The sequence below is a fragment of the Acinetobacter sp. WCHAc060042 genome (genome assembly GCF_003231195.1).
Lineage (GTDB): Bacteria > Pseudomonadota > Gammaproteobacteria > Pseudomonadales > Moraxellaceae > Acinetobacter.
The window spans coordinates 1-7,284 of the sequence record NZ_QKVN01000073.1; the positions used below are offsets into that span (position 1 = coordinate 1).

At 38.7% G+C, this 7,284-nt stretch carries 9 protein-coding genes; 2 read left to right on the top strand and 7 right to left on the bottom strand.

The genetic code is table 11. The features are described 5' to 3' along the window. The 5 genes from DPG01_RS17865 to msrB all read right to left on the bottom strand — a co-directional run. The coding region (locus tag DPG01_RS17865; RefSeq protein WP_110975955.1) for a TonB-dependent receptor at positions 1-1,677 on the bottom strand (1,677 nt) is incomplete at its 3' end. A 165-nt stretch (positions 1,678-1,842) separates the two neighbouring features. Beyond that, positions 1,843-2,463, bottom strand: a complete 621-nt coding sequence (locus tag DPG01_RS17870) for a LysE family translocator (protein ID WP_110975956.1) — start codon at positions 2,461-2,463, stop codon at positions 1,843-1,845. A gap of 41 nt (positions 2,464-2,504) precedes the next feature. Beyond that, entirely contained in the window at positions 2,505-3,311 is an 807-nt protein-coding gene (locus DPG01_RS17875; RefSeq protein WP_110975957.1) for an AraC family transcriptional regulator, read from the bottom strand. A gap of 68 nt (positions 3,312-3,379) precedes the next feature. Beyond that, entirely contained in the window at positions 3,380-3,862 is a 483-nt protein-coding gene (locus tag DPG01_RS17880) for a glutathione peroxidase (protein ID WP_110975958.1), read from the bottom strand. Beyond that, complete coding sequence (gene msrB, locus DPG01_RS17885) at positions 3,859-4,278, bottom strand: peptide-methionine (R)-S-oxide reductase MsrB (protein WP_004693474.1); 420 nt, start codon at positions 4,276-4,278, stop codon at positions 3,859-3,861. Before msrB ends, DPG01_RS17880 begins: the two co-directional genes overlap by 4 nt. A gap of 228 nt (positions 4,279-4,506) precedes the next feature. Between msrB and DPG01_RS17890 the strand changes: the two genes are divergently transcribed. Both DPG01_RS17890 and DPG01_RS17895 read left to right on the top strand, forming a co-directional pair. Beyond that, positions 4,507-5,937, top strand: coding sequence for a pyridoxal phosphate-dependent aminotransferase (locus DPG01_RS17890; protein ID WP_110975959.1), 1,431 nt, complete (start codon positions 4,507-4,509; stop codon positions 5,935-5,937). Between the two features lie 139 nt (positions 5,938-6,076). Next, complete coding sequence (locus DPG01_RS17895; RefSeq protein WP_086209342.1) at positions 6,077-6,280, top strand: KTSC domain-containing protein; 204 nt, start codon at positions 6,077-6,079, stop codon at positions 6,278-6,280. A gap of 25 nt (positions 6,281-6,305) precedes the next feature. Here DPG01_RS17895 and DPG01_RS17900 read toward each other — a convergent pair whose 3' ends face one another. After that, the gene (locus DPG01_RS17900; protein WP_110975960.1) at positions 6,306-6,911 is read right to left on the bottom strand and encodes an O-methyltransferase; all 606 of its coding nucleotides are present in this window, start codon (positions 6,909-6,911) and stop codon (positions 6,306-6,308) included. A 29-nt stretch (positions 6,912-6,940) separates the two neighbouring features. Then, positions 6,941-7,159: a DUF1653 domain-containing protein gene (locus tag DPG01_RS17905; RefSeq protein ID WP_086209344.1), complete on the bottom strand. Its 219-nt coding sequence runs from the start codon at positions 7,157-7,159 to the stop codon at positions 6,941-6,943. Between the last annotated feature and the right edge of the window lie 125 nt (positions 7,160-7,284).

A 7,284-nucleotide genomic window follows, 5' to 3' on the forward strand; every position in this document is an offset into this window, starting at 1 on the left:
ACTTAGTGTCACCCCAAGATCGTCATTTTCATATTTAGCTCCAATTTCTTTTTGCTCTGCTACAAAAGGTTTGAGTGACGTTGTGACACCACCACTTGTATTCGTTAGCCCTTTCGCTAAAGACTCAATGTAATTAGCATACACCGAAATTTCAGGTGTGATTTTATAGGTTATCCCGAGTGCTGGTGTCCATTTACTCTCGTCATACGTGCCTGTTTTCACTTGAGAATAGTTATATGTATCTTGAAGAATTTGCTGATAACGCGCACCCAGCATAATGACTAAGGTATCATCCAATGCTGTCAAATTATCACCAATTGCAACACTTCTTAGACGTGTACGTGTAGTTAATTTCGGACTATCCATATTTCCACCTGAGAATGCTGGAGATAGAGCAGCAGGTTGGTCGTATTGAATAGGTTGATAAATATTAGAATTCAACGGATTCCCCGAATCCATTAAATAAGCATTTCTGGTATTCAGTTGAAATACTGAACCAGAAACAACCACATTATGCTTGATCGAACCCGTATCAAACTTCCCACGCAGCCCGACTTCGCCAGTATTAACCATGTCAACACGGGCATTATCAAAACGGTAAAGCGTACTTGCTCCTGTAGAAGCACTTCTCAAAGTGTAATTTGCTAATGAATTTTGCTCTTCACCATGACGGAATCCATAAGCCATGTAAGTAGTAATCGCGTCATTGAAATCGTATTCAGCACGGTAACTTCCAAAAATATCTTCTTCATTTGAATAAGACCATTTTTGAGCATAATTACTCGAACTATCTATAGCTTTTGGTACTGATGTTAATCCAGCAGCTAATGTTACATTTGGTCGCGTTGCATTTAAACGATTATTGCTATACCCCATATCACCAGAAAGACGTAAGCGCTCACCATTGTAATCCAATCCAATTGCAGCGAGTCCAAGCGATTTCTTTTCATCATCAACGGATGTATTTCCATCATGATAGGCGGTATTTACTCGCACCCCAAACTGCTGATTTTCACCAAAACGTCGCGAAATATCATTCGAAAGATAACCGCCATTAAAATCTGTACCGATAGTTACGCGATTTAACGGGTCATTTCCTGCTCGCTTCGGTAAGAGATTTATTGCTCCGCCAATCCCGCCATTGCTCGGCATAGCCCCATTTAAGAATGAAGATGCACCTTTTAATACTTCTACACGCTCAAAGAGTTCTGTTGGAATATACTGGCGAGGTAAAATTGAGTATAAACCATTATAAGCGGTGTCATCTGATCCTAAGTTAAAACCACGGATGTAGTAATTTTCCTGAAAGTTGCCATACCCCCGCCCTACACGCACGCTAGGATCTGCTTTAAGTACATCACCTACACTTTTCGCTTGACGTTCTTGGATATATTGATTGGTATAGCTGGTCAAATTAAATGGTGTATCAAGATTCTTTTGATTCCCAAAAATCCCGACTCGACCACCAGTTGCTACTTGTCCACCAGCGAAAGCTTCCATTAAACCATTTGCAGAAGCATCAGCACTCGCAACAATTCGAATTGTTTCTAAAGCTGTGACATTGCTCGCTTGAGATGATGAGTCAGATTCAATGGCCACTTGAGTTTCAGCAGCATGTGAAATGCTGTACCCAGATACACATGCCATCATTAACACCAATGGTTTTAGTTTAACCATTTCCCACCCTCTTTCATCAATCTAAAATTCGAACCTGATAGTAAATGAGAATCAGTCTTAATCAAAACTATTTGATTCTTATTTAGATAGTAAATTCAAATGAGAATTAATTACTTCATTGTTATAAGTTATATAAATCAACAAACTCTAGACATTATTAAGCTTTTAGATTAGCCCATCTATAAACAAAATTATGGCAAAAATGGCAAAACAGAGACCTGATACCTTATAAAGCCAGCCCAGTTGCCTTGTTAAATATTGGTTCCAATGATTCAGGCTAAAAAGTTTCAATAACAGTAAATTCCAAATCAATACTATCCCCACCATCCACAGACTAATGCAAAGTAATTGAACTACATTAAATTTCGAATAAACCAAAAGAATCAGACTACTATAGAACAGCATATTCTTTGGGTTCAAAAGACTAGACTGTAACCCCCTGAAAAAACAAGCGCCTCTCACTTGTGGGGATGGCTGTATATTTTCATCTATTTTGATTTTTTCTTTCTGCGCATAACCTAAACACTGCCACGCCAAATACGTTAGATAAACAATGCCTAATCCACGCAATAACATCAACACATAGGGATGGATGTAACCAAGCCAGCACAATAAAATAAAAATCAATATTAGAATTAAGGCATTACCCGTCACGATACCCAAAACGGTATATCGTGCCATTTTTCGACCACTCTTCAGAAAAGTTAGCAAAATCAGGAAAAAATCTGGACCCGGAGAAAGCAAAGCAACAAAATGTGTAACAGCAATAATAATGAAAAGTTCCATCACATAACTCAATAAAAAATCGAGTTAATCCTAACGATTACTTAAAATGGACTCTTGGATAAAATTGCGCGATGTTGCTTCTGATAAAATTTCGGTGTTGTCCCTGTCAAAGCTTTGAAAACGCGCTGAAAATGACTTTGATCACTAAAACCTAGCGCATAACTTAATTGCGCAATGTCCATACCTTGCTTCAAGAATGAGCGTGCTTGATTTATTTTATAATTGAGCTGATAAGCATGTGGCGTCATACCTAACGATGCTTTGAAAAGCCGAATAATGGCATAGCGACTTAATTGTATTGCTTTTGACATTTCTTCTAAAGATAAAAACGCTTCTTCTTGCTGGATCATCGTCAAAAGATAACTCAATTCTTCTTGTGCATAGGAACTAACTACAATTTGCTCAAGTGCAATTTGAGGTAATAACAACTCAGCGAGCGTCGTAATTAAAGTCTGTTCTTTTTCCCAATAGGACAGTCTAGGGCTAAATAGCTGATTGTTCAACCGACTGAAATCTTGATACATGTTGGCATCTTTATAGATTTTCGGTTTAAATTTAGGTATTCCTAAATAATCTTGCTCTGTTTCATATAGAAGTTGTTTCAGCCAAGATGCATCTAAATGCATCATTTGATAACTCCATGCTTGTCCTTCCACTGGATTACAAGCATGCTCCACATGTTCTGGAATCAAGACCAACGCACCAACTTCTATAGCTTGTGTTCCCGCAAAGGCACTGCTAAATATACTTCGTCCCTCATCTACAGCCCCAATCGAAAAAGTGGAATGGCTATGCGACTTATAACAGGCACGACTTTCACATGCCCTACGTGTTTCCACATAAGGCATGCATGAATCACTCCAAAACTCTACACGATCAGGCTGAAACTGACTATTCACAACCAGTCCAAAAAATTTTACGTTTGCAGTGCTTTTTCAATATCATCTTGAATTGCTTCAGGTTTAGTGGTTGGTGCATAACGATTGATCACTTTGCCATCTTTTCCAATTAAGAACTTGGTAAAATTCCATTTAATCCCACTACCTAAAATACCTTTACTATTATTAGTTAAATAACGAAAGATGGCGTGAGCCTCAGGGCCTTTCACATCGACTTTGGAAAACATAGGGAAACTAACTCCATAGTTCTTTTGACAGTATGCGCCTATTTGCTCATTACTTCCCGGATCTTGCCCCCCAAATTGGTTACAAGGAAAGCCCAAAACTTCAAAACCTTGTGCCTTGTATTGTTCATATATTTTTTCTAAACCTGCAAATTGTGGAGTAAAGCCACATTTACTGGCTGTATTAACTATGAGCAGGACTTTGCCTTCATAGTCAGCAAAAGATTTATTTTTCCCATCTAACAATTCCGCTTCAAACTGATAAATGTTTGTCATGGATAAGTATCCTCATCACTTTTTTCTTGTGTTTCTAGTTCTAATGAAGCCGAGTTTACACAGTAACGTAAACCTGTAGGCTCAGGTCCATCTGTAAAAACATGGCCTAAATGAGCATCACAGTGATGACATACAATCTCAGTACGCACCATGCCATGTGAAGTATCCTGATGCTCTTCTATAACAGCTGTATTTACGGGCTTATAAAAACTTGGCCATCCGCAACCGCTGTCATATTTATTTTCAGAAATAAATAAAGGTGTCCCACAGCAGCGACATACGTAAGTCCCTGCTTGTTTAGTATTCCAATATTTACCTGTAAAAGCTGGCTCCGTCCCCTTTTGTCGCGTAATGCGAAATTCCTCTGGTGATAACTCTCTTTGCCATTCTCGGTCTGTTTTACTGAGCTTTCCCATGATTAGGTCCCTTTCTATCTTGCTATTTAAAATAGGATAATCCCATATTTACGTGATTCATCTTAAAATTTCTAGTGTTTAATTCACAATTTACAAAAGACCTATAATCCCAATAAAAGCAAAAAGTAAGCAAATTTAAAAACATGGTGAGCAATTTTATTTCTTAAATGCTTTTTTGGAAGCAATTTTAATGTTACTCTTATAGGCATTCTTGCTTAGGATTAAAAAATGTCGCAAAAAAAGAGCGTTATTTTTAAACATCTACTGCCTGTGATTAAACAATATCAACAGGTGGGATTTACGCATGAAAAAATTGTTGCTTTACTTAGAGATGAACATGATCTAGACCTAGTAACAACAGAAACATTTAAAAGTTATTTATATCGTTATGCAAAAGTGACCTCCACTCTTTCCGAGAACATCAAAATGCCGAACACTCTCCAAACCCCACGCGAAATAAAAAAATCGTCTAAGCTTGAGCATGTATGCTACGACATTCGTGGACCAGTGTTACGAGCGGCCAATGAAATGGAAGAAGCTGGTCATAAAATTATCAAACTCAATATTGGCAACCCTGCACCGTTTGGCTTTGAAGCACCTCAAGAAATTATTAACGATGTGGCTTTAAACCTGCCAAATGCAGTAGGTTATACCGACTCAAAAGGGATTTTCCCTGCGCGTAAAGCCATCTGTCAGTACTATCAACAAAAAGGCATTTTAGATATGCACGTTAATGACGTGTATATCGGCAATGGTGTCTCTGAATTGATCGTGATGGCGATGCAAGGCTTGTTAGATGATGGTGACGAGATGCTCGTCCCGATGCCAGATTATCCGCTTTGGACGGCTGCTGTGAATTTATCAGGCGGTACAGCGATTCATTATAAATGTGATGAAGAAAACTTCTGGTATCCCGATATTACGGATATGGAGAGTAAAATCACACCACGCACCCGTGGTATCGTGATTATTAATCCAAACAATCCAACAGGTGCAGTTTATCCACGTCATGTGCTTGAGCAAATCGTTGCATTAGCTAAAAAGCATGATTTAATTTTGTTTGCAGATGAAATTTACGACAAAATCGTTTACGACGGTATTGAGCATGTTTCTGTAGCAGCGTTAGCGGGTGACCAACTCTGTATTTCATTCAATGGTTTATCTAAAGCATACCGTATTGCGGGTTACCGCTCAGGCTGGATGGCAATCACAGGTGATAAGTCTCGTGCGGTCGATTATATTGAAGGTTTAGACATGCTTGCTTCTATGCGTTTGTGTGCCAACCACCAAGCACAGTATGCGATCCAAACAGCTTTAGGCGGTTACCAATCAATCAATGATTTAATTCGCCCAGGCGGTCGTTTGTACGAACAGCGTAATATTGCTTGGCAAATGTTGAATGACATTCCTGGCGTATCTTGTGTTAAACCTGAAGGCGCGATGTATTGCTTCCCGAAATTGGACCCAGAAATCTATCCAGTTCAAGATGATGAAAAACTGATGCTTGATCTACTTCGTGCGGAAAAAGTACTTCTGGTTCAAGGCACAGGCTTTAACTGGCCTACACCAGATCATTTCCGTGTGGTATTCCTCCCTGCTGAAAATGAACTACGTGAAGCCATTACCCGTGTAGGTCGTTTCCTTGCGAAAATGCGTTAATTGATCACTTAAAAAAACCGTACTTTATGTACGGTTTTTTTATTTACAAAACTGTAATACATCACTTTTCAAGTTTGGCATAAGTTTAAAAGAAGCAGCCATTTTGCTGTGATTCCATTGAGATGATGGGGAGTCGCTTATGGGGACAATTGCGGTAACATCCTGGAAATACAATGCTTCTTCACGCTATTTAAAAATTTTCTATGCCGATGGTTCAGGCGAGTTGTATCATCCCGTGCCTGAATTTGTTTATAACAATTTAGTTCGATGTAATAATAAAACAGCTTTTGTTCATAAATATTTAGAATATGATTTGCACTTTACACGCTTAAGTATTCATTAATTTTTCAAGTACAAACAATCAGGATTTATCCTGATTGTTTTTCATGATCTCTCGTCACTAACAACAAACCTGCGCCAATCGCCAGTGTAGACAAACTAAACTGCTTTTCTTGCTGAATAAGTGCTATAAAATCTGCAACTTGATCCGCATGCGATAGAACATTATCAACCACCAAAACTCCGCGTGAAACACACATTAGTCGTTTCAAATCTGGCCAATAGTCGATATAAGCATCACGCTCAGCATCTAGCAATATAAAATCAAAGATGGCTTGCGACTGCTTCAGATATTCAGCTGCATCACCGACCCAAAACTCAACGCCATTGGATAAATTGAAATCCGCAAGATGACTAGCGGCTTGCTGACTTCTCTCAACATCAATTTCCAAAGTGGTTAATCGAGCATTCACTTGCTGTGCTGCATAAGCTAGCCATAATGTTGAGTAACCTGTTGATGTACCTATTTCTAATATCTGCTCAGGCTGCTGAATATGAAGCAGTTGCGCCAAAAATTGTGCAGACTCGGGTTCAATATTGCGAAAGCGTGCAATACGATCTGTTTGCTCACTATCATGTTCTTGAAAGCGATGATATAAGGCCGATACTTTACTCAAAAATTCTGCATGCATCATCAAATCCCCTCTACTTTACTTAGCTTCGTTTATACTTCTTGAATCAGTTTAAAGCGCTCAACCTCGCGGTCATCCTCTAGCATTACCGTTTCAGTAAACATGGCAAATGGACGCACCCAAATCGAGTAATCGCCATATAAACACTGATAAACCACCAGTTTTTCTTCAGTTTCACTATGTGTTGCCACGTGTAAGACTTGATACAGTTGCCCTTTATAATGTTGATAAATACCACGTTGTAATTGCATCAGTTACTTCCCTATTTTTTAACTGTCTCGATCATACCGAATTTCAGCTCACTAAACTGCGAATCAGTTGAAAAATCATTTAAATTCCCCATATAGCTTTATGAAATGATTCAAGAAAACACCTT